The 24,165-nt window shown below is 35.9% G+C and carries 20 protein-coding genes, 1 CRISPR repeat array and 1 riboswitch; of the genes, 4 read left to right on the top strand and 16 right to left on the bottom strand.

Annotation, left to right across the window (positions count from 1 at the left end; all coding sequences use genetic code 11):
• Window positions 1–21 precede the first annotated feature (21 nt).
• Window positions 22–858, top strand: coding sequence for an AraC family transcriptional regulator (locus AC4BD1_RS06040; protein ID WP_206909618.1), 837 nt, complete (start codon window positions 22–24; stop codon window positions 856–858).
• 55 nt (window positions 859–913) lie between these two features.
• Here AC4BD1_RS06040 and thiT read toward each other — a convergent pair whose 3' ends face one another.
• The 3 genes from thiT to AC4BD1_RS06025 all read right to left on the bottom strand — a co-directional run bounded on the left by thiT (window position 914) and on the right by AC4BD1_RS06025 (window position 3,959).
• Window positions 914–1,474, bottom strand: a complete 561-nt coding sequence (gene thiT / locus AC4BD1_RS06035) for an energy-coupled thiamine transporter ThiT (RefSeq protein ID WP_206909617.1) — start codon at window positions 1,472–1,474, stop codon at window positions 914–916.
• Between the two features lie 55 nt (window positions 1,475–1,529).
• Window positions 1,530–1,631, bottom strand: a riboswitch (TPP riboswitch).
• Window positions 1,632–1,758: 127 nt separating this feature from the next.
• Window positions 1,759–3,078: a PTS sugar transporter subunit IIC gene (locus AC4BD1_RS06030; protein WP_490467250.1), complete on the bottom strand. Its 1,320-nt coding sequence runs from the start codon at window positions 3,076–3,078 to the stop codon at window positions 1,759–1,761.
• A gap of 167 nt (window positions 3,079–3,245) precedes the next feature.
• The gene (locus AC4BD1_RS06025; protein ID WP_490485996.1) at window positions 3,246–3,959 is read right to left on the bottom strand and encodes a GntR family transcriptional regulator; all 714 of its coding nucleotides are present in this window, start codon (window positions 3,957–3,959) and stop codon (window positions 3,246–3,248) included.
• A 174-nt stretch (window positions 3,960–4,133) separates the two neighbouring features.
• Between AC4BD1_RS06025 and AC4BD1_RS06020 the strand changes: the two genes are divergently transcribed.
• Window positions 4,134–5,558 carry a glycoside hydrolase family 1 protein gene (locus tag AC4BD1_RS06020; protein WP_490485995.1) on the top strand — a complete coding sequence of 475 codons (1,425 nt, stop codon included), beginning with the start codon at window positions 4,134–4,136 and terminating at the stop codon, window positions 5,556–5,558.
• A 203-nt stretch (window positions 5,559–5,761) separates the two neighbouring features.
• A CRISPR array of direct repeats spans window positions 5,762–6,128; the repeat unit is 36 nt; unit sequence GTTTTAGAGCTATGCTGTTTTGAATGCTTCCAAAAC.
• Between the two features lie 43 nt (window positions 6,129–6,171).
• Here the strand turns inward: AC4BD1_RS06020 and AC4BD1_RS06015 are convergent.
• Window positions 6,172–6,543 carry a pyridoxamine 5'-phosphate oxidase family protein gene (locus tag AC4BD1_RS06015; RefSeq protein WP_206909613.1) on the bottom strand — a complete coding sequence of 124 codons (372 nt, stop codon included), beginning with the start codon at window positions 6,541–6,543 and terminating at the stop codon, window positions 6,172–6,174.
• 196 nt (window positions 6,544–6,739) lie between these two features.
• Between AC4BD1_RS06015 and AC4BD1_RS06010 the strand changes: the two genes are divergently transcribed.
• Window positions 6,740–7,177 (top strand): PH domain-containing protein, encoded by a 438-nt coding sequence (locus AC4BD1_RS06010; protein ID WP_206909612.1) that lies wholly within the window; start codon window positions 6,740–6,742, stop codon window positions 7,175–7,177.
• Window positions 7,178–7,233: 56 nt separating this feature from the next.
• Here AC4BD1_RS06010 and AC4BD1_RS06005 read toward each other — a convergent pair whose 3' ends face one another.
• From AC4BD1_RS06005 to AC4BD1_RS05955, 11 genes are all read right to left on the bottom strand, one after another.
• Complete coding sequence (locus tag AC4BD1_RS06005; RefSeq protein WP_206909611.1) at window positions 7,234–7,611, bottom strand: MerR family transcriptional regulator; 378 nt, start codon at window positions 7,609–7,611, stop codon at window positions 7,234–7,236.
• Between the two features lie 215 nt (window positions 7,612–7,826).
• Window positions 7,827–8,357, bottom strand: coding sequence for a GNAT family N-acetyltransferase (locus tag AC4BD1_RS06000; RefSeq protein WP_490485994.1), 531 nt, complete (start codon window positions 8,355–8,357; stop codon window positions 7,827–7,829).
• A gap of 232 nt (window positions 8,358–8,589) precedes the next feature.
• A complete protein-coding gene (locus tag AC4BD1_RS05995; RefSeq protein WP_490485993.1) occupies window positions 8,590–8,856 on the bottom strand; it encodes a hypothetical protein in 267 nt (88 codons plus the stop codon).
• The gene (locus AC4BD1_RS05990) at window positions 8,853–9,590 is read right to left on the bottom strand and encodes an alpha/beta hydrolase (RefSeq protein ID WP_490485992.1); all 738 of its coding nucleotides are present in this window, start codon (window positions 9,588–9,590) and stop codon (window positions 8,853–8,855) included. The genes AC4BD1_RS05995 and AC4BD1_RS05990 overlap by 4 nt, the downstream gene beginning before the upstream one ends.
• Complete coding sequence (locus tag AC4BD1_RS05985; protein WP_490485991.1) at window positions 9,591–11,522, bottom strand: alpha/beta fold hydrolase; 1,932 nt, start codon at window positions 11,520–11,522, stop codon at window positions 9,591–9,593.
• Window positions 11,519–13,243, bottom strand: coding sequence for a DUF4091 domain-containing protein (locus AC4BD1_RS05980; protein WP_490485990.1), 1,725 nt, complete (start codon window positions 13,241–13,243; stop codon window positions 11,519–11,521). The genes AC4BD1_RS05985 and AC4BD1_RS05980 overlap by 4 nt, the downstream gene beginning before the upstream one ends.
• Before the next feature lie 17 nt (window positions 13,244–13,260).
• Window positions 13,261–14,238: an alpha/beta hydrolase gene (locus AC4BD1_RS05975; protein ID WP_490485989.1), complete on the bottom strand. Its 978-nt coding sequence runs from the start codon at window positions 14,236–14,238 to the stop codon at window positions 13,261–13,263.
• A 22-nt stretch (window positions 14,239–14,260) separates the two neighbouring features.
• Window positions 14,261–15,610 (bottom strand): glycoside hydrolase family 1 protein, encoded by a 1,350-nt coding sequence (locus AC4BD1_RS05970; protein ID WP_490485988.1) that lies wholly within the window; start codon window positions 15,608–15,610, stop codon window positions 14,261–14,263.
• The gene (locus tag AC4BD1_RS05965; RefSeq protein WP_490485987.1) at window positions 15,607–16,488 is read right to left on the bottom strand and encodes an ROK family protein; all 882 of its coding nucleotides are present in this window, start codon (window positions 16,486–16,488) and stop codon (window positions 15,607–15,609) included. Before AC4BD1_RS05965 ends, AC4BD1_RS05970 begins: the two co-directional genes overlap by 4 nt.
• A gap of 24 nt (window positions 16,489–16,512) precedes the next feature.
• Entirely contained in the window at window positions 16,513–17,847 is a 1,335-nt protein-coding gene (locus AC4BD1_RS05960) for a PTS sugar transporter subunit IIC (protein ID WP_490485986.1), read from the bottom strand.
• A gap of 12 nt (window positions 17,848–17,859) precedes the next feature.
• Window positions 17,860–20,070: a glycoside hydrolase family 3 N-terminal domain-containing protein gene (locus AC4BD1_RS05955; RefSeq protein ID WP_490485985.1), complete on the bottom strand. Its 2,211-nt coding sequence runs from the start codon at window positions 20,068–20,070 to the stop codon at window positions 17,860–17,862.
• A gap of 102 nt (window positions 20,071–20,172) precedes the next feature.
• Between AC4BD1_RS05955 and AC4BD1_RS05950 the strand changes: the two genes are divergently transcribed.
• A complete protein-coding gene (locus tag AC4BD1_RS05950; protein ID WP_490467239.1) occupies window positions 20,173–21,342 on the top strand; it encodes a helix-turn-helix domain-containing protein in 1,170 nt (389 codons plus the stop codon).
• Between the two features lie 166 nt (window positions 21,343–21,508).
• Here AC4BD1_RS05950 and AC4BD1_RS05945 read toward each other — a convergent pair whose 3' ends face one another.
• Window positions 21,509–23,647, bottom strand: coding sequence for a HelD family protein (locus AC4BD1_RS05945; protein WP_490485984.1), 2,139 nt, complete (start codon window positions 23,645–23,647; stop codon window positions 21,509–21,511).
• Window positions 23,648–24,165: the final 518 nt, after the last annotated feature.

Here is a 24,165-nt window from a genome sequence, read left to right as displayed (position 1 = left end):
TAAAAGAAAGGGTTTTCATTCATGAGTTATACAAATGCCCAAATATTTAACCCAGAAATTATTTATGCTTTTGATCCTTGGAACGAACAAGGAAACAAAAGTGACAGCCATACCCATGATTTTCTAGAAATCAGTATCGTGTTAGAGGGGCAAGCGAACTATACAATCGAAGGACAAGAATTTCAATTAAATGCTGGTCAAATTATGCTCTTTAATCCTGGAACCCATCACGGGGAAGAACAAAAACAAGGAACCTATTCTCATCAACTTCATATTGGGTTAACGAATATTTCATTAGACGGACTAAAGAGAAATCACTTACCAACAAAAAATGCAATTCTTAATCTTGGAGAATATCAATGGGAGTTTCTCGACAAAGCGTGGCGCCTCGTCAAAGAATATGGTGAAGAACAACCAGAATTTCAATTAATGGTCAAAGCGTTAATCATTGAGATGTTAGTACTCATTTTAAGAAGTCTAGAAAAAACGCAAGATAATACGGTCACTTTGGCACTTTCAAAAAATGCCAAACGAAAACAATATTTAGTCAACCATGCGATTTATTATTTGGAAAATCATCACACGCAAGAAATTACTTTAGAGCAATTAGCTGACACGTTGTATGTTAGCCCCACATATTTATCAAAAGTTTTTAAAGAGTCTACGGGTATGAGCCCTATCAATTATCTTATCCAAGTTCGACTGAAACATGCTAAGGAACTACTAGCAAACGAACAATTAACAATCAGAGAAATTTCTCAAGCTGTAGGTTATCAAGATGCGTATCATTTTAGTAAACTCTTCAAAAAATATTATGGTCTTTCTCCTTCGCAGCTAGCAAAGAAATCGCTGGCATAAACAAAAAACTCTTAAAAGACTTCGATAACAAAAAGTCTTTTAAGAGTTTTTTGTTTTATTTTTGTGGATCAAATAGCTTTGGTGCTACTCGATAACAGATAACGACCACAATTGCGACGACAATTGCAGTGGCTAAACCACTCGCGCCATTCATAACAAATGAAAATATCCAAGGATTCATCCCTTCCGGTGCATAATCCCCCCAAAAAATACCACCAGCAACAAAATGCCAGAAAAAGCGAGTGAAGGTTCCAACCACCGATGAGACAATTAGGATCCCATAAATTTTGGATGTTTCCCCATTCACCATTGCGCGATGTAAGGACAAGGCAAACACTCCAGCAAACCCAGCAAAGGTAAATGCGATTGGATACTCAATTAAAACTTGTGGGACACTCAAAAATTGAACTTTCCCCATTAAAAAGTGTAATAATCCCCAAATCAACCCAGCACCTAATCCTGCTTTAAAGCCTCTACGTAAAGCATAAATAGTTATTGGAATTTGTCCAATTGATAAGGTAAAACTGCTTCCAATATCGAGTGGAATCAGTGAAAGCACCATCGCTAATGCTGCAATAATCGTCCCTTCAATCCACACTTTTGTTTCTGAATGCATAAAAAAACTCCTCCTTTAGAATCATCACAATTCACAAAGGAGAAGTGTTAGCTACACTTCCACTCGTCACAATTCCTACGTTCGTATGACCGAAACAGGTACGGAGGGTTTAGAGTAAACTCATTCTCAGCCTCGAAAGGCTCCCCTTTGTGAGTAGATTCTATTATTTTTTACTTATCTAGCATAACATATTTTTTCTTTTGTCAGAAGTGAAAAGAAATTTTTTGTTTAAGCAAACAAAAAGCGAACAATTGGCTGTTCGCTTTTTTTAAGCTATTTGAAAGTTATTTTGTCATATTCGACGTAACTTTTTCGTCAATACGTAAAAACGGTAAGTAGATGAACACACTGGCAGCAATAATCAGAATTTGAAGAACTGCAGCACGCCAATCCCCACCAGTCGCTAAGAACCCAGAAATGATTGGCGGTGTCGTCCAAGGAATTTGGACAACGACGTGATTGATCAATCCAACTGCTGTTGCAAAATAAGCAACAGTTAGTGAAAATATTGGTGCTAAAACGAATGGAATAATCAAGCTAATATTAAACACAATGGGTAACCCAAAAATAATCGGCTCGCTGATATTGAAAATAGCGGGTGTAACAGATAATTTAGCAAAGTCTTTGTAGTCTTTACGACGACTAAAAATAAAAATCGCAATAAGTAAGGCAATCGTATTACCAGAGCCGCCCATTACAGCAAACGTATCTTTGAAAGCCATGTTGATGATGTGAGGAATCTCTTCTTTATTAGCGTAGGCAGCCATGTTTTCTTGCATATTTTGAATCAAAAAAGGATCGAGTAATGAACCAGAAATGACAGCCTGATGAATGCCAAAACCAAAAAATAAATTTGCAATGGATGTTAACAATAAGAATCCTGGTAGCCCAGTAGTGATTTTGCTCAAAGGTTTTGTAATAATCGTTGTGATCAATGTATTGACATCCATATGGAATAACTGATTGATAGTAAATGAACCAATTGCGAATATGGTAATGGTCAACATAATCGGAATCAAGACATTAAATGATTTCAGAACAGCTGGCGGAATATTGCCAGATAAATTGATCTGAAGTTTTTCATTTTTAGATAATTTGATAAATAATTCGGTGGCTGCAAGGCCGACAAAAATACCGACAAACATGCCTGAAGCTCCGGTGTAAGCAATCGGAATCACGCCATTCACTTCTATTGCTTTTTGACTATTTTCTGGAGTAAACATCATAACCATTGGTGTGAGAACAATGAAAGTAGAAATAGCAACTAGCACTGCAGCGATTGAATTTTGATAATTGCGGCTAACACACATATGATAAGAGACTGCTGCTACAACTAATAACGTTGTAATACTCAGTGTACCGTTGCTAATTGAAATTCCGATTTCTTGAATCGTTGATAAAGTTTCGGGCCGAATAAAGTGACCTAAAAAACCTGTTGGCTCCAATATGACATAGTTAATCAAAGTAACAAACCCAGCTAACATCATAAACGGCATGAACGTTGCAAATGCGTCTCGCAGTGTTCGTAAGTGAATCTGATTTCCTAATCTTGTTGCGATTATCCCAAATTTTTCAAGGATGACCTCTTTTTTACTTTTACCCATAAAACTCTCCCCCTTTGTTTGTAAGCGATTGCCTTCCTCTAGATAATAACTCGTCTTCTAAGTAAAGTAAATATCTTTTTTAAAAAATATATACTTTTGCAAAAATAAAAAATAAACAGCAAGAAATAGACTTAACTTGCTGTTTATTTTAGTTGAATATGCGATTTTTATTTTTCAACAAAGATTGCTTCAAAAACAAAGTCCTTGTAAATATGTCTAGATAAAGAATATTCAAACGGTACTCCTGAGGACAACGAGACAACTTTATCTACTTCAATCATAAATTCACCAGGATCGATATTTAGGATTTTTGCATCAAACTCATTAGCCACATCTCCCTTGATCCACAAATGAGAGGACTTTATTTCCAGATTTAATTCGTCTGTTATATAAGCATAAACTGATTTTTTCAAATGCTTAGGTTCCAGCCCAGGTATAATAGCCAGTGGCATAAATGTTTGTTCAATTGAATAAGGTTGGTGGTCTATGAATCGACTTCGGATAATATTGTAAATGTAATCTTTCTCGCTGATTTGTAGCATTTCTGCCACCTCATTTGAAGGAAGTTCAATCGAAAAAGTATGGATCTCAGAGTCCACATGTTCTTCCCCCATCGTGCTCAGTAAACCTTCGTTTGGACCAAAAACTTTTGAATTATCAATTGGTTTACGCAAAACTTCTGTACCAAATCCGCTACGCGTCCGCAAAACACCCTCAGATACTAATAAATCAATCCCCTTTTTTACAGTTAATTTGCTTGTTCCATATTCTTCTGCTAATTGGTTACCAGTCGGTAATTTGGTGCCAACCTGATACCCATCATCCATGATTTTCCGTTTAACATCTAAATAAATTTCCATATATTTGGGAATTTGTTTCATACGTATCCTCCTTCCACTTAAAACAATAGCTTCTTCTATACTTTACCATACTTTTAGCTATTTTTAACTAAAAAAAACAAGCTCTCTCGATAAAGATATATATTTTATATAAAAAGTATTTATTTTATTTGAAAGCGATGTTATGATTGGAATGAATTTAAAGGAGGTCTATCAATGAGTACAATCAAAAAATTATCATTCCCAGAAAACTTTTGGTGGGGATCTGCGTGGTCTGCTGAGCAAGCTGAAGGGCGTGGCGAAACAGGAAAAGCTGAAACTGTTTGGGAACGTTGGTACAAAGAACAACCTAATCGCTTCTACCAAAGAATCAGCTCAGAAATCACAAGCGATCATATCCATCGTTACAAAGAAGATATTCAGTTAATGAAACAAACTGGACATAATTCTTTTCGGGTATCTATTTCTTGGGCAAGAATGTTTCCACATGATGGCGTAGGAGAAGTTAATCCACAAGCGATTGCTTTCTATCGTGATTTATTTACTGAAATGAATCAAAACGGAATAAAAGTTTTTGCTAATCTTTATCATTTTGATATGCCTGCTAAGTTACAAGACAAAGGTGGTTGGGAATCACGAGATGTCGTTGATGCCTATGTCCATTTTGCAAAAACATGTTTTGAAGAATTTGGCGATTTAGTCTTTCATTGGTTTACGTTTAACGAACCACTTGGGCCCATTCTTGGCTCCTACTTAGAAGACTTTCATTACCCAAATTTGGTTGACTTTAAACGTGGAAGTCAAGCTGCATTCTTTACAATCTTAGCACATGCAAAAGCAATTGAAGTTTTTAAAACTTACAAGTTATCAAGCAAGATTGGTGTCATTTTAAATCTTAGCCCAACCTTCCCACGAAGTCAGAATCCTGCTGACGTCAAAGCCGCAGAGATTGCAGACTTATTTTACACGCGAAGTTTTTTAGATCCAATGGTAAAAGGAAACTTTCCACCAAAATTAGTAGAACTTTTAAACAAATACGACCAGTTGCCACTCGACTTTACTCAAGAAGATCTAGCAACGATTCAAGAAAATACCACCCAAATTTTAGGGTTGAACTACTATGAACCTCGCAGAGTAAAAGCTCGCCTCACAGCAATTAATCCAGAAGGCCCTTTCCTACCTGAATGGTTCTTTGAGAATCATATAATGCCTGGACGTCGTATGAATGAATATCGTGGTTGGGAAATTTATGAAAAAGGAATCTATGATTTATGTATGGATATCAAGAATAACTATGGAAACATTGAGGCATTCATTTCCGAAAATGGGATGGGGGTTGCCAATGAAGAACGATTTATGGACGAAACTGGGCAAGTAATCGATGAGTACCGCATTGAATTTATTCAAGACCACTTAGCTTATCTTTGGAAAGCAATTAATGACGGATGTAACATCAAGGGCTATCATCTATGGACGTTCATTGACTGTTGGTCATGGATCAATTCTTACAAAAATCGTTACGGATTAGTTTCCTTAGATTTACCTACGCAAAAACGAACAATCAAAAAAAGTGGTGAATTTTATAAAAAACTAAGTGACGAAAACGGATTTGATTATGATCTTGATTTGTTGGATCATTAAAAAATATTTTTTGTAGCTTCGACTCATTCAGCAACTAAAAAACTGGTTATAACAGAAAGTCAGTTTATGTTATACTAAAGAAAACTGTTCGTTGACATTCAAATAACCAACAGATTACTAAATAAGTATAAAGAAGCATTCAAACTGGAGCCTCGCTATGGGCAAATAGTGCGATTACGGAACCTCAAAAATTTTGATCCGAGGTTTTAGAGCTATGCTGTTTTGAATGCTTCCAAAACTTATTAGCTTCTCTATCAAACAATTTAATAGTTTTAGAGCTATGCTGTTTTGAATGCTTCCAAAACACATTGACCGTAATTGTCGCAGTTCGGTTTGTTTTAGAGCTATGCTGTTTTGAATGCTTCCAAAACTCAGTAAATGATTTGACAATGAAATTTTTATGTTTTAGAGCTATGCTGTTTTGAATGCTTCCAAAACTAACTTAGTAGTAACGGTTACAGATAGTCGGTTTTAGAGCTATGCTGTTTTGAATGCTTCCAAAACAAATTTATTATCAGGTGAACTCATTGTGATGTTTTAGAGCTATGCTGTTTTGAATACTTGGTTAAATCTAACAAAAAAGGACTGCCCATTGAGAGCTGGTCCTTTTTTGTTAGATTTTTTGCTCAATATCAGTAACAGTTATTTGCAATACACGGCTTAAAAAAGGAAACTTTTCCTTCATTTCATCAAAAATTGGTCCTTCTGTGATAAAATTGGCTGTTCCATGTAAGTGGAATCCTGCGCCATGTCCCACCGTACCGATGACTTCTTTGCTTCCAACCGTTAGCGTTACATGATTATTTTTTTCGATATCCTGTTGGACACTGTGCATCCCAGCCGCAGGGATATATAATTCATCGTCACTGATTTGAACATAGCTGTTCCAAGTATTCACTGCATGAAATCCTGGAGTTTCTTTGCTCGAAGAAATTATTGTCACTACTCCTTCATGCTTCATTACTTCCAAAAATGTTTCATTCATTATTTCACAGACCTCATTTCAATTATCATAAGTTTATTATAGCACCACTTAGCCATTTGATTCAGTTTTTAATAATAAAGAACAACTTTAGAACCAAAAATATGCCTGACATGGTACGATAAAATAGGGTATGATTAGCTAACTAGTTGACCATGCTCATTGTGGAAACAAAAAATACAACCTAGGAGGCAACATTATGGCATTATTTAATAATCTTGTACAAGGAGCTTTAGGAAATTACTCGGAAAAAACACCAGAACAATTGACTCAAGAATATGGAGAATATCTTTTCGACAACGAAGAAATCACGATGGGCTATCAATTGGTCAGGGATGCGTTGATTTTTACAAATCATCGAGTGATTTTCGTAGACAAACAAGGAGCAACTGGTAAGAAAACCGCCTTCCACTCGATTCATCTCGATTCAATTGTTGAAGTCGATATGGAAACTGCGGGAACCGGATTAGACGACAGCGAGATCACAATTACTTATCTTAAAAATATTAATCAACGTTCAAACAACGAAGTACACGCGTTACATAAATTCGAGTTTCCCAAGAAGACAGATATCTTACCTTTATACCGCTATCTAGGAAATGTCAGTATGACAAATCGGACGCGAATCAACAACTAACCCTCTATTTACTCATCCCACTCGCCTACATGGTAAAGTGGGATTTTTTAGCTATTTTATTGTAATTTTTGTTCAGACTTGCGCATGTGGTCTTCATAGTTTTCGACTTTGAATAGCAGATAATCATGTGCTGCTTGCATTTTGGTTATTTTTTCTTGCATCAAGTCAGCTTGCTCTAATAATAATGTTTTGCGAGCTGGGATGGTCAAATCATCGTTTTCATAAATCATTGCTACATATTCACGTAAACTTTCCACACCCATTCCCGCATGACGCATTTTCTTTGCAAACTTCAACTGGTTAATACTTCTCTCTGAAAAATTTCTTAGACCGTTTTCTTGTCTTGGTACCGGCATAATGATGCCAATTCGTTCATAATAACGAATGGTATCATGGGATAGTCCCGTTAATTGGGCTGCTTCTTTGATATTCATCTTGTTTTCCTCCATCAATTGACCATTTTGTACACTTCTTGACTAAAAATCAAAGTCCTTCCATGAACCATTTTACTCTTTCTGGATCGTGAGGGAAATGTAAATGCTTTTTATCGATGCTTGAGCCACACACTGTTCTACTATATATTTTTTCTCTATTCATTTTGAAAAAGAAAATAACAACGCAAAAAAGAAGCTGATATCAGCTTCTTTTTTTATTCATTGAAAGCATCAGAATATTTTATTGTGCCGCTAATTGAATCTAATGCATTATCATATAATGGTTTTATCATAAACATTTCATCAGGGACATCAAAAGGCGCCTTAACACTGTACTTGCTTGCTGGTACATAGCCAAGTCTTGGATAGTATTCTGGATGACCAAGGATGCTGATAAATCGATAACGAAGTTCTTTTGCTATCTTTTCTAGCTCTATCAAGATATTCGTTCCTATTCCTTCCCCTTGATGACTAACTTCCACATCAAGAGGAGCCAAAACTAATCCTACATATGCAACTCCATCAGAATCGACAATCTCCACTTCACTTAATAATCCGTGACCTACTATAAAGTTCTCATCATCAACAGCAACCATTTCTAATGCAGGATCGTAGGTGTCACTAGCACGTATTTTATCAACTAATTCAGCTTCGTTACCATATCCACGTTCTGTATGTTCGAAAGCTTCACGAATCATTTTATCAACTTTTAAAAAATCTTTTTTGTTTATTGTTCTAATTTGCATACTTTGTAATAACCTCTCTATAGCTATTTTTTTATTAACTATGCGACTACCGAAAGTAAACATAAGTCTGTCAAACAAAGCCCTCCTTTAAATGTTGAATTAATCATAACAGACCATTTTGATGGTTTCAACAGCAGCAAAGACATACCATGCATCTAGTCAACAGGAAACTTTAATTTTCATGATGATGAGCAAAAAGACTGAAACAAAGGTATGTTTCAGTCTCTCTTTGTTAACTTTGATCATTTACAAAACGAACCAGTGCATCAAAGGTTTTTTCTGCTTCTGGTTTACTAAAATCAAATTGATATTCATGTCCTAAAGCTGGTTTTTTATACGAAATTTCTGTAACAGATAATTCTGCTTTTTCTAAAGATTTTACAGTAGTTTTCATTTGTTCCGTAAATGTATTCTCATTCCCATCCGTAAAGAAAAAAGCCTGTGATAGCTCATTGGCATGATTTGCTAATGTTAACTCTTTGATATCTGTGTCATTCACAAAATCTTTTTGGTCAAAGTATGCCCAACCACTTTGTTTAAATAAGAAACTTGAGATGGGTCATCGACATCTGCAAATTTATCTGGCTCAAGCAAGCCAGAAAGCGAAATGAATTTCTTCACTTGCGTACTTTTTAGTACAGGTTTTAATTGATTAATGTCTTTCAAATGTGAATTAGATAAATGAATTAAATATTCACTAGCAATTTGTGCGCCCGCTGAGTCACCACCTAATAAAACCTGTTCCCAGTCGATATTAGCAATCGTACGTTCTTTGATTGTTGCTATTGCTTCATTTAATTGTCTAACAGGTGTTGGATATTTTGCTTCTGGAGCAAGTTCGTAGTTCAGATTGACTATGACCGTTTTTGTTTCTGCACTTAACATTGTTAAGTAATCTTCACAATCCTTTTTGTCTCCACCAACATAGGCACCTCCATGAATCCAGAATAAAATAGGCATTTTTTCAGATTGGTTTTTAGGAATATAGACATCCATGAGATTATTTTTTCCCGTTGATTGATAGTTTATATCCTTCTCAATTGATACTTCTTGTGCGTCATGCGTATAAAAATCTGGTCGTGGATAAATTTGCGCTTGCTGGCTTGTATCAAATTGTTTACGAACGAAATGGCTGACTGGACTAGGTGTTAATTGAACGGTTAGCCAACCTCCGAGAAAAACCATCCCTACGAGTATTAAAGTCCCTAATAAAATTCGTTTCAACCACTTCATCTACAATCTCCTTTTCTGCCAAAAACTGATGACTCCGACCATTACGACTACCAAGCCTCCCAAAATTGGCGATACTATTGATTTCTTTTCGCCAGTTTTGGGATAACTTTTTGGTCTAGCTTTTGTTGCTGATGCTTGCGAATCTTTCTTTGTTTCAGATCCTGTGCCTTTTATATCTTTTGTATTTTTTGTATCTGATGTAACTATTGGCTGTGAAGAAGATGGATCTGTTGTTGTTTCTGAAGTATCAGCGTTTGTAGAAGAGTCAATTGTTGATGAGGAGACTTTTTTATATCTATAGGTCACAACTGGAATAGTTTCATTAAATGTTCCTTGCTCAAGACCTTCAACAGAAAATAATTCATAGTGATCAAATGTTTTTGCTTCTGTTTGATACGACTCTCCATAAGAACCAGAAAGTATGAGCTCTTTATCTGATAACAGACTTTGGTTTTTTTCGTCTACATAACGTACTTTTACTTGGTCATCAAAAACTACAGCTAAAAAGTCGCTCACATGCTGATTATAGGTCGTCGGATCCACTTTTTGTGCCTCACCATGTCCTGCTCCATTGATTAAGACCAAATCTTTGTACCCTTTTGACACATCATAAAGATTTTGTGCATTTGAAACGGGTACGACGTTATCTTCCGTTCCATGAATCAGTAACTTAGGTATATTCGGTTGGCTCATTCCTAAAATCGGAAGATTTTCAGTCGTATTTAAATGTAGTTCTTGATCAAAGTAGTTTTCTTTTAGCAGCTGCATATAAAGATCTTCATGTGCCTGATCTGCAACAATGTCTAAATCAACAATTGATGCTAAGTCTTTTAGTGCTGGAGCAACTAAGTTCGTATACGTATAACGTAACTGTTCATCAATAGATTGGAAGCCACAGTTTTCAATGATGCCCTTTACATTTTTTGGTATGGGTTTCGCCAAAACAGACATCATTGTTGCTGCCCCCATTGATCCACCATACAATAAAATACCTTGATTCGGTTTTGTTTGAACTTCACGATTGATCCAGTACAACACATCATCTGACTCATATTGTCCATACGTAACGAAATCTCCGTCACTTCCACCAGTAGTACGGGAATCAACAAATAATAAATTGTACCCCGCCTGATAAAAATTATCGTATTCTGGTGTCACCACACCGTTGTCCCAATTTCCACGAAAACCACCATGGATCATCACTGTTTTGTCAGAATTCTGATTGACGTAATATGCTTTTAAGTTCATTGATTTCCCTGTCTGACTATTCAGCGCAGTTCCTTCTAATGGCTGTGTATTCGGATAAAAACCTGTGTATTCAGAAGGTGATGTACCATCATTATTTGCTAATAAAGACATAAAGTGACTGTCCTTTGCAAAAGCAATATCATACAGCAAGTAGGTAGACATCAATTGTTTGATTACTAATGAATCCACTTCAAATTGTGTTTTCGCTAAGCGAAGTTGCCCACTATATAACATCAAAAAGCCAAATTTGAATCCATCTCCACTAGTCGTAGCAAACAATGTATCCAATTTTCCACCAAAATAATTCAAATATAAGCGTGAGTTAAAATTATCTCCTTTGCCAATTGCATCAAGAATTGCCTGTTCATCGGGATCAGCAACTTTCGTTTGATTGGGATCAACAGATGTATCCGTTGTTGTGTTAGTTGACTCGGTTTCCTTGGTGGACTCAGTTTTCGTTGAGTCACTAGTATTTGAAGTATTAGTGCTTGTTTCATCGGTCTGTGAATCAAGTGTTGTACTGGTACTTGTTTCACTTGTCTGTTGTGTATCGGTTGTTGTTTCAATTCGTTCACTGGAACTACTTGCCGTATCTTCATTGGTTACCGCATCTGCTGAAGAAAAAGAGATACCTGATAAAATCAACGCACTAATTAATGTAACTACTTGAAATTTTTTCTTCATTGTACACTGCTCCCTTGGCTTATTTGGGTTAATTGCTGGATCAATGACGATCTCAAGTGCTGATATTGTTTCTCCGATAATTGAAATGCTTGTTCATTGGCTTGATGACTATCCAGCATCCATTTTGTCGAGTCGATTTCTAAGAATCCTTCTAAAATGTTCTTGACTGCGTTCTTATCCTGTTTTTCCGTCGCTTTTAACAACCAGAAATCTTCAATGCCACGTTTTAATTGTTTGTAGCGTAAAGAAAGTAGCAAATGACCATTGGTTCCAGGATAGATCAAACAGTTATCGCCAATAGGTAAAGCTGCAGTGTTGTAACGAATATCAGTACGTGCGTTAGTTGGCCAACAATTCAATGCCCATCGTAAAAGTCCATCTGTCTTGAAAAAGTAAGCAAGAACACCTTGTACTCTTGTTTCTAATAGTGGACTGTGCAAAAAAGTATTCGGTTTTGACGGATAGTTGCAAACATAATATTGTGTTTTTCCCGGAAATTTTTTTGTTAGTTCTTGGTAATTTTGACAGGTACAATAAAAAGATGTCACAGGATAGTCAATCACTGGTAACAAACTGTGTAAGACCTCTTCTTTGTCAAAAGCAACTTTTGTTTTAATTGTGGGCTCAATCGCTTTTAGTTCCTGTAATGCTGTCATAAATTGATGGATCTCATGTTTTTTTGGCTCATCAGCATTGAAATAACTTTTTTCCCAAACGCCAAGTTCTTTCAAATGGGTGACTAATTGTTCCAAATAGGCAGTGAAATCACCTTTTTGCTCAATAAATGCAATTCGCTTTGTGCTTTCGTCAAAATAACGAAGAACTAATTTTTCAGTGTGCTCAAATTGTTTATTGATCGGAAAATAAGGTGGAGACCAAACACCTAGTAATCCAAAAAGATTAATTTCTTGATTAATGCCATAATTTGCAAAACAAGCAAGATAGCGATCCAAAATTGAAAAATCACAAAGTAGCTTTCCCGTTTGATCTTTCCGAATTGGAATCATAGAGTATTCGTAAAGATTAGCCGGGTAATCTTTGACAATATAATTAAACCAACCTTTCCAAGGAATCTCTCCAGCAATAACCGTTACGGATTTTTGTCCAATCTCAGATAAAAGTTTTGCCATTTTATCAATTAATTCAAAGTGCGCTTCCCCCCATAAAGGTACTTGAAAAGTGCGTGCTAAATTAGATGGTTGTTGCCACAGATCTAATTTGAACTCTTCTTGCGGACAATCAGGAAAGACAAAGTCTGAAACCATCAGTTCAACTGATTTTTGTAAGATCAGTTGTTCCTCTTGATTGATAAATGACCGGTAAATTGAAAAATCAATGGAATAAGAACCACTTAATAGGTCTTTACTTAACGGAATTTCGACATAAATAGGTGCATAACGATCACCACTAAATGTATGCGCGCGTTCTTCAAGTAATTTGTCTGCGTAAGCAATCTCATCTTTTCCCATATAATAATCTACAAACTGCGCCTCATAAGGTAAAGTTGTTTCAATAGATACACGATACATGGGAATCTCGATCTCATCTGGAATAGCGAATTGATGGTCTAAGCTAAACTGATTTTTTTTGCCGTCATGTAATAAAATTTGAAAAGCTGCGCACTGGTTCCGAAATCCAATTATTTTTTCCAACTGTTGCGGACGCGTTTGGCTAAGATTAGTCGAAGCCTTGTAACTTTCTGGTACAATCAAACATTTCATTGCTTTCTTCTCGCTTTCTAAAAATTTTTCTCGATTTTTTCTTGAACAAGTGTCAGTTTCGTTGATGAAAAAATCTCAGGTGCTAGCCGATGCAGTTGATTCAATGTAAACTTACGAATGATTTTGTAATAACTCTTTTCGGAAAGTTTCGGAAATTCTTTGATAAGTAGTTCTTGTATTCGCTTTTCTTTCATTAAATGCTGTAATGATTGTTCGAACACAGGCTTAAGTGATTCCTCTTCTTCCCCCTTTGCCAAAGACTTAGGTTGTGACCAATTCAATTCAAGCCATTCGTAAGCTAGCTCAAACCATCGAGCAAACCGCTCATCAATCATTTCAGGTGACGCACCAAACCATTTCGTCGCTAACGACAAACCATGTAATCCTTTTTGAAAAATATGACTTTCAAAGGGAACATCATTTGCTTCTAATGCAGCTAAATAAAGTAAAGAATTCTCAATTGGCACCACATTATCTTCAAATGTCGAAAATAAAAATGTTGGTGGTGTTTCTGGCGTAACACAAGCATCTAACGAAGGCGCTTCGATTTTCATCACTTCTGCAAAGGAAGCTAAAATAGCAGGATAACCTAAAATACACAAAGCAGGTTTCTCCTCTAATAAGGTCGACATTGCTGCTGCTAAATGACCACCAGCAGAAAAACCTATCACCGCAATTTGGTCATGTGCGACTTTAAAGCATGGATCGATTTTTTTGATTTCAATTAGGGCACGTTCACCATCTTGTAACGACTGCTCAAAATCTCGTTGTTCACCCACGTGATAGCGTAAAACACCAGCATGGTATCCTTTGGCAACGAAAGCTAAAGCAATTGGTTCTGCTTCTCTTTCGCTACAAAAACTATAACCTCCACCTGGGATCACTAGAATAAAAGGCCGTTTTTCAATTCGATCCATTGAAACTAACTGATCATTTAAATAAAGCGTTAATCCCGTATCAGCATGAGGATCAAAAGTCATTTTTTGCGTATACATAGTGACACCTCTCACTAATTATTTATAGTCCGTTATTTTCAATCACTTTTTGATACCAATAAAAACTATCTTTTTTATAGCGGGCTAGATCCAACAAATCCTCTTCCGTTCGATTCACATAAATAAAACCATAACGCTTCTCGATTCCTTCGTGGGTACTGATCAAATCAATCGCACTCCAAGGACAGTAGCCGATAATCTCCACACCATCTTGTACGGCTAATTCCAACTGCTCAATATGATCTTTCAAATAATCAATTCGATAATTGTCATGAACTTCTCCAGTAGTCGTTAATGTGTCCTTCGCACCAATGCCGTTTTCGGTAATCAAGAGTGGCAAGCGATAACGTGAATAAATCTCATTTAATGTAAAACGAAAACCTGCTGGATCAATTGGCCAACCAAATTCTGTTAGAGGTAGATGCTCATTTGAAACAGCTTGGAAGAAACCAGGAATGCCAAAACCTGATTGTTGATCGATTTTATTTTCCTTTTCATAATAAGCTGAAACCGTCATTGTATTGTAATAATTGAATGCAATATAATCACAGGTACCAGCAGCTAAGATTGCTTTGTCTTCTTCTGTTACAGTAGGAGCTGCACCAATGCTTTCTAATAAATGCCAGGCATTATGATTATAGATTCCGTAGACAGCAACATCTAAAAACAACCAATTGCGTAGCGCACTCATGTACAAAGCGGCTAACTGATCTTCTGGTTTATCAGTTGCGGGGTATACACTAGCGATGTTGGGTGCTGGTCCAATTTTTCCTTGGTGACCTTGTTCATGAAAGTGTTTTGTTACTAAGGCTTGGGCAACTAACATATGATGATTTTCTTGAAATTTTTCTTTCATTGATTTGGTACTTGTTCCAATGACAGATCCTGCAAGCGCCATCACATTTTGTTCATTGATTGTTTGCCAATAAGGAACCTTTTTCCCAAAGCGTTCAAATAACAATTGGCAATAGTTTGCGAATTCGTCAATCGTTTCGCGGTTTTCCCAGCCACCTTTTTCTGCCATATAAACAGGTAAATCAAAGTGAAACACTGTTACGACTGGTTCGATATCTTGGTGAATCAATTCATCAATCAATGACTCGTAAAAGGCAATCCCCTCTTCATTTACTTGACCATTTGGCATCACTCGACTCCATGAAATGGAAAAACGATATGCTTTCAAGCCAAGTTCTTTGAAAAGTTGCACATCTTCTTTAAAGCGATGATAGTGATCAATGGCTACTTTGAAATCAGTTGTTCCTTCAGGAATCACCTTATTATCTTGAACAGAAGGTCCTTTTCCATCCTCATTCCAGGCACCCTCCACTTGGTATGCACTCGTGGATGCGCCCCACAAAAAATTTTCTTTCATTCCTTCGTTCCCTCCGCTGCACCAATCAAATTAGCATCTGCTTTAAATTTTGCCGATTCAATTGGTATTTTTCGTAATGTTTGTTCGATTATTGGTGAAAGTTCAAATAATTGATTATAGCGATGTTGAATTCCGTCAATCAATATTTTTTGTCGGCTGATTCCTCCACCAATTATGATTTTTTCAATGTCTAAAATCGTTTGTAAGTTGAAGCAAAGAATGGCTACTTCGTAACAATAGGTCGCAAATAGTTTTTTTGCCTCTTCATTCGTTGTCTGTTTCAGCTGTTCAAATACTAATTTCCCGTCTTTAGGAAGTTCAAGGACTTTTGCGAGTTGTTCAATCAGTGCTACGGCTGAAAGCCCTTTACCAACAAAAGAATCCGTACCTAAAATGGTACGATCACGAATCAAAAAACTGATTTCGCCTGACTGATGGTGCGTTCCTCTGTATAGTTTTCCATCAATTACCAGACCCAATCCGACACCTGTCCCTAAAATAAGTGCTGCAGCATTCTTGGTATTTTGTAAATTCCCTTTATTCAGTTCTCCAAGAGTAGCGGCTTTCGCATCATTTTCAATCACCACTTCACCTGAAAAAAAGGCGTTCATACATTCTACTAAATTTACTTGATCCAAATAGGGTACTGCACCACCAAATTCAACGACACCAGAGTCTGTGATAGAACCGGGTACAGCTAAAGCAACCTTTTCAAAGGTCGCTTTTTGCTGATATTCGTCAATTAATTTTTGAAATAAATGCGTTAATTCTGACAAGCTTTCTGGTGTAGGTACACTTTGTTTATCAGACAGCTGGTTTCCATATACCAAGGCTGACTTCACAAAAGTTCCACCAATATCAATACTTAATGTTTTCATTCTTTTCCTCATTATCATCCTCGTCTAAGCTTGAATTTCATCTTTCTTTTCAGTTGATACATTATTTTTTTCTAAAGCAAGCTCCAACTCATATTCTTTTTTATCCGCGATTTTAATAAATGGATACCACATCACGATCCCAATCCCTAAGCAAATCAACATCAAAATTGTATAATTTACCCCACCAGCAAACGGCATTTTAATAAAGGTTGGTGTAGTCCATGGTAAAAGAGACATTGTTGGATTAAGTGAAATCGGTAAAATCGTACTTGTTAATCCCCACGTAACAAACCCTGCAATTAATTGTGTGAAAACTTGTGGTATAAAGAAAATTGGATTCAAAATGATGGGCATACCAAACATCAATGGTTCTGTGATATTAAAGATGGATGGAATAAATGACAGTTTTCCAAGTTGCTTCATTTTTGCCGATTGACAACGAATCATGAAAAATGTAACAAATCCCATAAAACCAGCTGCGTACATTCCCATATAAATCACTGATGGTAACAAGTAAGGCAATTTTTCTCCACTTTGGAAGGCAGTCATATTCCCCACAATCATAGTCATGCTGATTGCGCCAAGAGGTCCTTGCAATACGGCATTATGAATACCAAAAAACCACAATACAGCCAATAATTCCATGATGATAATAATTGAGATTGGACTGGCAACTAGTGAATTCAAAGGCGCATTGATTACATCAATAAAGAATTGAAAGATGCTGCCAGATACGGTGTAACCAAATCCTACACGGATACAAAAAACCAGCGTAAAGATGATCGTAACCACAAAAACTGGCGCAAGTGACTGCGTGACCATTGGTGGAACACTTTCTGGTAATTTGATCATCAAATTTTTCTTTGACAAATAAGCATAAAATCGAGTAACCAATAATGCGACTAGCATTCCAATAAACAACCCTTGTCCACCAAGATAGTCTAATCGTAAAGCACCGATTGCTTGTTCTGTTGCCTCTCCATTTTGGGTAACTGTTGTCATGATTTGTTGTGGCATCAACATGATAAAACTAGCCAAAGAAATCAGAGCTGCATTTCGTTCATTTGTTTGTAATTGTTTGGCATAAGAAAACGCTAAGCTATAAACAACATATAAAGAAAAAACACCAGTCACGCCATTGGTGAATGCTTCTACGTGCTGATAAATCCCGATTTTCGTCAAATAATCGATCCATCCAGGAATTGGGAAATTGCCGATGATGGTCAGTAATGCGATTCCCAAGGTTAAAGGACTTGTCCGAATAAATCCTTCCATCAATGCACCTAATACTTTGTTTTGTTGCAATTTCTGAGTCAGTGGCAATAATTTATTTCCTAAAAATGCTTCTAATTTTTCCATAACGAATCTCCTTTAGCTGATTTTTATTGGTAGATTTTCTTGTTTTCCTAAGATATCTAATTGAAGAACATACTCTCCAGCATCGAAATGTAAGTCTCCTTGGTTATCAAAATAAGTGAATGCTGTTTTCGGAATTTCAACTGTCAACACTTTCTGTTCATTTGCTTTTAAGAAGACATGCTGGCTAGCAACCAAGCGTTTGATCGGTTGGACGATTTCCGCTGAAAAATTAAGCAAATAAATTTGCGGGGTGATCCATCCATCATGCTCACTCTTATTTTTTAGTTCATAAGAACAATAAATCATTTCTTTCTTTTCCTTTGCTGCTTGCCAGTGACCAGCAAATGTCGCATAACTTAATCCTGCGCCAAATGAAAACAACGGTTCATTTGGTGCATCGATATACTTGGATACAAAACGTTCACTGTGTGTGTTGCTAGCTACTGGTCGACCAGTAGCTGTTTGGGCATAATACACAGGAATTTGACCTTCGTTTTTTGGAAAAGACATTGACAATCGAGCGGATGGATTCGCTCTTCCAGTCAAAAGATTCGTGATTCCTTTTCCGCCCATCACACCTGGAAACCAGACGACTAACAAACTGTCAAAATACTCTTCTACTTCAGTTAACACTAAGGGACGACCTGTGTACAGCAAACCAATAATTGGTTTATTTAATTCAGCTAATTTCTTGATTAATCGAATTTGCTTTTCTGGTAACTGAAGATTTGTTTTTGAAGCACCTTCCCCACTTTCCAAAAATTGTTCGCCAATCGTTAAGATAATCACGTCTGTTGCTTTTGCTTGTTCAATCGCTTGTTGCAACAGAAAGCTTTCATCTTCGATTGGACCATTCAATTGCTCAAAGCCAGTCTTCATTGGGCCAAATTGTTCATAGTTCTCATAAAGATTGAATCCTCTTGTGAAAAAAAGTTGTCTTTCGTCAAATTGCTCTAATAGTCCAGCTTTCAGTGTAAAAACATCTGAAGATTTTCCACTGACGGATGCCCAAAAACCTAATGTAAAATGGCTTTCAGCATAGGGACCTACGACAGCGATTTTTTGATTGGATTTTGGTTTCAACGGAAGCAAAGATTCATTTTTTAATAGCACACAACTTTTTTCAACTAATTTTGTAGCAACAGCTTTCGCTTCATATGTTAAAATTTCACCCGTGTTCACCTGCGTCAATCCTCGGAAAGGTTCTTCAAACAAGCCTAATTTATTCTTCAAGACTAAGATACGCCAAACTGCTTCATCTAACTGTTTGGCGAATTCGGGCTCCTTGATCAATTCAGGTAATCCATTGGCATAAGTAGCTGTCATCATATCTAAATCAACACCAGCAAGCAACGCTTTTTTGGCTGCATCTTTTGAATCTTTTGCAAAACCATGGGTTTCCAATTCTGCAATTGCTGCATAGTCTGATACCAATACGCCATTAAAACCAAATCGTTCTCTTAGAATTTTCTGGTTCAACCATTGATTTCCAGTTGCTGGAACACCGTTCAATAAATGAAATGCTGTCATAACTAATTCACAATTTGCGTCGATTGCTGCTTGATAAGGCTGTAAATATTCATTGAATAATTTTTGATTGGATAATTCAACTTGGTTATACTCACGCCCACTTTCTGGAGCTCCATAAGCAGCAAAATGTTTGATGCAAGCTGCAACATGGTTTTCTTTTAAGTACATTTCTTTTTCACCTTGATAACCATTCACCACACTTTTTGCGAATCGTTTACTTGTATAAACGTCTTCGCCAGGAGATTCCATTACGCGTCCCCACCGTGGGTCACGAACTAAGTCCAACATTGGAGAAAAAACAACATGTATTCCATTCAAGTAACTTTCTTTAGCAGAAATTTCAGCTGCTTGCTGAATCAAATCAAAATCGTAGGACCCTGCTTGTGCTAATGGAATGGGAAAAATCGTTCGAAAACCATAAATGATATCTGACATAAATAATAATGGAATTTTATGAGAGCTATTTGTTAACACATCTTTTTGAATATGATATAGTTTTTGATAATCATTTACGTTATAAATTGAACCAATTTCATAAAAGTTCGGCTCTTTTTTAAATCCCAGTTCTTTCACTGGACCGGTATTCATTACACCACTTTCAACAAAGAGATCCCCATTTAACTGAATGGTTTGAGAAACTTTGTCGTCAATCGATAATGAATCAAATAGTTCTTTTAACTTTTGCTCTTCCATCTCGCCCTCCTGTAACCGTTTTAAATTTCAGGTTGATTATATAAAGATTTCATACTAAGATATACTAAAATAAATGACTTTATATCAAAAAAGGAGTATCTAATGGAATTTGAAGCCCTCTCATTAATTTTAAAACGTCTTTACCATAAATATCTCATTCCTTTGTTTGTTATCAATGACGAAGGGCACATTATTATTCCACAAAATTCTGATTGGACCATTGATTACCTGAACCAAGACTATTTAAAACTTCCGCCAAAAAATACCGTTTTCTTTTATGAAGATCAAGACTACTTCTTTTCTACTTTTACCTGTGATTTATCTGATAAGAATTACCAAGTTTTAGTGGGTCCTTGTGGCATTTTAGGGACAAAGAGTGATACTTTTACTTTCCACGATCATGATTACTTAGCTGGCGTTCATTACTCAAAAGAAACACAACCAACTTTTGTTGAGTTTGTTGAACTCCTCTACTCCCTCTTAAATGGGCAGGTGCTTTCAAAGAAACAACATAAATGGATCTATCGAAATCGAAGAGTTACTGCACATACTGAAACGATATTGGCGGATAATTTATACAATCGAAGATTCGAGGATCCATTCCTTGATTCTTTTGAATTTGAGAAAAGATATGTTGAAGCAGTTCGTCGAAATGAACCAGAAAAAATCGAATGGTTATTTAAAAAGGTAAACTACACATATAACTCAAAGCTTTCTCACAATAAAGTCGAAAATTTAAAATATAAATATTCTGGATTGATCACTATTTTGACAAGAGTTAGTGTGAATGAAGGTGTCCCAGTTAATCAAGCGTATAGTTTATCGGATTCATTACTCCAAAAGCTCCAAAAAATCCATACAATAGCAGAATGTATGTCGCATATCAAGGAAACATCTTTTTTGTTTATGGAACTCATCCACGATTTTCCCTATTCAGAAACCAATTATTTGGTAAAAGACCTGTTGAACTATATTGATACACATATTTATGAGCGGATTACCTTAAAAGATTTAGCAGAATCTGTTCAAAAACATCCAACACATATCACTGCCGAATTTAAAAAAGCACTTGGACAGACAGTTCATACCTATATTAATCAAAAAAAAGTAGCTGAGGCTAAACACCTATTACTTTTTACGGATAAAAGTTATAAAGAAATTGCAACGTTGCTCACTTTTTCTAGTCAAAGTCACTTTATTCAAATATTTAAGCAATTTGAAAATCTGACTCCATTAGAATTTAAAAATAAACATGTCACAACTGTTTTTTAACGCAAAAAAACTCCTACCCGGTAAAATTTGGGTAGGAGTTTTACTTTGTTTTGACTGTTCTAAAATGGTTCAAGAAATAAATAAAAATCTTGTCTATTTATTTCTTGAATACGGTTCAGCAGAAATAGGAGTACTGTGTTTAAACAGCTTCCTTTACTTAATCAATTCAATTTTGCTTCAACTGTTTGGTTAAAAAATTTGTCAATTCTTCTTCATACGTCATCCACAACGCTTGCGTTCCACGAGAAATCGCTGTATAAAGCAGACGTTGATCTTGTTCCGTCTGATAATTTTTGGCCGAAACATTGAATAAGATAACATTGTCAAACTCTAATCCTTTTGCCAATTCAATTGGTAAAACTTGTATTTTTTGAGACATATGATCAGAAAGTAATATCCGTACATCTTCTGCTTCTGCTAATGTTTTTGTCAAGATTGTATAATTTTTTTCCGGATCAAACTGTCCGACTAACCGATTGAATGCTGACGTCTGATCGTAACAAAACCAATGAATAGCTTCACCGTCTGGACGGATAGGAATAATTTGCATGTTTTCCGGATTTTCCAGTAATGACGCAAATAATTTGGTGATTGCACCACTTGAACGATAACTCGTTGTCAATTGATAATAAACAATGTCTTCCCCTATCATCTCAGTGATTTCAGAAAAAGAAATCTGACTATTAAAAATACTTTGATTTTCGTCTCCCACCATTGTCAAATCAGCATGTGGCCAAAAATGACGAATTAATTGAAGTTGAGCAGGTGTGTAATCTTGAATTTCGTCAATCAAGATGACTTTGTAATCCAATAATTCAAACTTTTCAACTAAAGTATGGTGAATAAACAATTGGATGATGGCTTCATCAAGTGTCCAAATTTCTGGTAGCAAATATTTTTCCCCAGTAAATGCTTGATACAGTTGTACAATCAAGTTTGTACTGTCTATCCAATCCAACTCGTTGATTTGCTCTGTTACTTTCCGATATTTTTTTCTTAACAAGATTTCGGCATATTTTGCTAACGCTGCTTCTGAGTGTTCAGTTAATAACTTACCAAAATATTTTTGTTGTTGTTTTTCTGTCAGTTCCAGTAACTGATTTCGCAATTTTGCACTTTGGCTTTGTTGCAGCAAATGATGTTCCCACTGCTGAAGCATTTTTTCCTTGGTACCTGCAATTCGTTCACGTAAGCCATAATTTGTTGGTGTCGCGTTAAACAATTCAGTAATTTGTTCAGATGTAAAGAAAACTTGTTTCTTCTGGTTGATTTCATTGAAGGTAATCTGTAGTGAACGAGTATTTTCTAAAATAAATGTGATAAATTCTTGGCTTCGTAAAATGCGCTCTTTTTTGGTTGTCTCTTGCCGACTGATTCGTTGAAAATAAGTTGTCTCATCTTCTACTTCAATTTCTGAAAAGTCTCTTGCTAATTGTAAAATAGTTAAAGTCGGCGGATTTTCTTCCCCTAAACTAGGCAAAACATCTGCAATATAATGACCAAACGCTTGGTTAGGTGAGAAAATCAACAGATCTTTTGCAGAATATTCCTGCTGATTTTGATAAAGGAGATACGCGATTCTTTGCATGATTGTCGAAGTTTTCCCACTGCCAGCTACCCCATTTACTAGCACATTTTTTGCTTCTTGCTCGCGAATAATCCGATTTTGCTCTTGTTGGATTGTCGCCGTAATATCTCGCATCGTGTTTGAAGTATTTTGTGCCAGCACATCGAGCAACACATCATCTTGAATGGTGGTCTTAGTATCAAAATAATTGATTAGTTGACCTTCCTTCGTGATTAATTGTCGACGATTTTGAATTGCTACTTCAATTTCTCGTTCATCCACTTGATAATGAGAATTCCCTAATTCATTGTTATAAAATAGTTCAGCAATCGGCGAACGCCAGTCGTAGATCAAATCGAATCCTTTTTCAGTGGTAAAACCATTGATCCCAATATAGAAATCTTCTTCTGGCTCTTCTTCTAAAAAGTCCACAGAAATTTTACCAAAATAAGGTGAGGCTAATAATCGTTCAACCTTTTTCAAATTTTTTCTAGCAGAATCCAGTTGAATATTGTACTGATCGATTTGCCGATTCAAAGCTTCAATATTGGCAAAGGTGTCTAAATTATCCGTGATATTATCCATATTTAAGCGAATATCACCAGTCATTTCTTCAATGTGTTGTCGCCCATGCTGATCTTTTTGTTGAATCAACTGCAGTAATCGCTTTTGTTCTGCTTTCAACTCTCGATAAACTGACGTTAAATGCTGTTGTTCTTTCTTCTTTACATCCTTCAAGAAAACACGCCCTTTGCCTATTTTATGAATTGCTAAAACTGTGTCGTAAATGATTTATCTACGGAATAGCAGTTTACAGCCACTTCAGGTCAAAAACAAGGCTACAATTACAATTTTTTTTGCGGTATAATAAAAATGTAAGAGAAGAACTATTTTATGACATTAAGTGTGGACTATTTATTGGTCTGCTTTTTTTGTACTGTCAGAGTTACTCGTTTGTTTTCTTGTTTATTTTTTTTTATCTCTTTTATCTCTTTTTTTTAATCCATGATAGAATAATAATAGTAGAACGTTTACGAAGTTGTTTAATTTAAAAAACATACAAGATATTGAAAATATCATGATAATATGTCACTATTCTTTTTTTGATTTGTACGTTAGTTTTATTACAGATAATAAGGAATTATGTGTAAGACTTTGTGGGGAAAGCCTATTTTAACCATCATTCTTTAATGATAAAATTTGTGTGTTTACTATATACCTTTTTGACTTGTAGTAAACACCTGAGGAGGATTAAA

It is taken from the genome of Enterococcus sp. DJ147D b (assembly GCF_058216655.1).
This window is presented reverse-complemented; position numbering and strand designations above follow the sequence as displayed.